General features: G+C 52.3%; 2 protein-coding genes. Both read left to right on the forward strand.

All coding sequences use genetic code 11. The annotated features are described in order from the left end of the window. Window positions 1–166: 166 nt before the first annotated feature. Window positions 167–1258 (forward strand): RyR domain-containing protein, encoded by a 1092-nt coding sequence (locus CW742_RS11910; RefSeq protein WP_292420659.1) that lies wholly within the window; start codon window positions 167–169, stop codon window positions 1256–1258. A 79-nt stretch (window positions 1259–1337) separates the two neighbouring features. Then, window positions 1338–1747, forward strand: a 410-nt coding sequence (locus CW742_RS11915) for a toll/interleukin-1 receptor domain-containing protein (RefSeq protein ID WP_292420661.1), incomplete at its 3' end; no start/stop codon positions are given.

Below are 1747 nucleotides of genomic sequence, written 5' to 3' on the forward strand. Positions count from 1 at the left end.
TTCTCCTCCTCGAGGTTCTAGGAACCTCTCGGATTTCAAATCCCGTCGAGTCCATCTCATTTTCTTAAATTACACCAATGACTGTAAGGTATGTACGGTTCGGCCTGCACTTGACAAGTGTTATGGGCTAATGGATAGTAAGATCAAGCAATTGCGGTGATGCCGGGTGGGTCCACCAACCAATCTGCAGGAAACCCTGTTCTCTGCCCTTGACGGGCTGACAGAGTGGGTGCTCGTTCTGGAACCTGATGGGACAGTTGTCTGGTCCAACCGCACCTTCAACGAGTTCATGGGATATGATGACGTCCCGGGATACCGCCGTTCCCTCCGGCTGTTCTTCCCTGCTTTTGCTGATGAACTGCTCTCAGAGATCCGTGATTTTTCCGCACCCGGTCTTTACCATTCCATGGTAACCAAAACGCTGCTGGGTAAAGACAGGGTGAAACATGTCATCCGGTTCACCATGGTTCCCCGTTATGATAAGGACGGAAATATCGGGGGTGCCCTTGTCTATGGTCTTGATATTACCGATCTTGTTGAGATGGAGCAGTTCAAAAGGGATGCTTATGCACAGATCGAGAAGAATATCGAACAGTTCGCCATCCTGGGAGATCACCTTCGCAATCCGCTCACTGCCATCATCGGCCTCTCGGATCTGCTTGAAGACCGGAAGACTGCGGGTAAGATCCACACCCTTGCAACTGAGATTGACGATATCATAACAAGAATCGATAAGGGGTGGATTGAGTCGGAGAAGGTCCGGACCATCATCAGGAAATATTATGATATTGGAGCAGCCGGCACGCGGGAGCTGGTGGCACGAGCAATCCATGAACATTACCTGGAAAACGAGAAAAACGCAAGCCAGACCATGGAAACGAACACCTCCATGGTTCCCTGGAACGAGCTGCCCAACCGGCTGAAGGATTCCAATGTCCGCCAGGCCGAGAATATCTGGAAGATGCTCCACCGGATCCACTGTACCATCGCGCTCTCTTCAGGAGATAAAGAGCCGCTCTTTGTCTTCTCGGGTAATGAAGTAGAACTCCTCGCCGAGATGGAACACGAGCGGTGGGTGGACGAGCGGGTGAAGAAAGGCTGGGTTTACGTGGGGAATCGGGACGACATGCAGAAGATCCATGACTGCATCCTCCCGTGGGCTGATCTGTCAGACACGCAGAGGATGAAGGACCGGAACGCTGTCAGGGCGCTGCCGGCAATCCTTGCAAAGGTCTACCTGAAGATTGTACGCGTGTAACGGCAACACTAATCAGCTTATAGCCCAGATAAAAATCCATAGGGGGACGGCAGGATCTCTACGCGATCCTGGCAGGCACATGACGGACGATCCACTCCAGAAAAGTTCCGGCCATCACGACGTTTTTATCAGTTATGCGCAGGAGGACAAACTCATTGCCGATGCCGTCTGTGCACGGTTGGAATCGCGGAATATCCGGTGTTGGATCGCCCCGCGGGACATCAATCCCGGTAAGAACTTTCCCGAAGCCATCATCGAGGGTATTGAAGAGGGAAAGGTACTTGTTGTCATCTTTTCCTCATCAGCTAACAAATCTCCCCATGTAACGAGGGAGCTGACCCATGCCGTGAACAAGGGACGGATCATCATCCCGTTCCGTATCGAGGATGTCACTCCATCAAAATCCATGGAGTACCTGATCGGTGTCCCGCACTGGCTCGATGCAGTCACACCCCCCATGGAACAACATATCGACCGTCTCATCGGGAC

Source organism: Methanoregula sp. (assembly GCF_002835825.1).
In the GTDB taxonomy this organism is placed as follows: domain Archaea; phylum Halobacteriota; class Methanomicrobia; order Methanomicrobiales; family Methanospirillaceae; genus Methanoregula.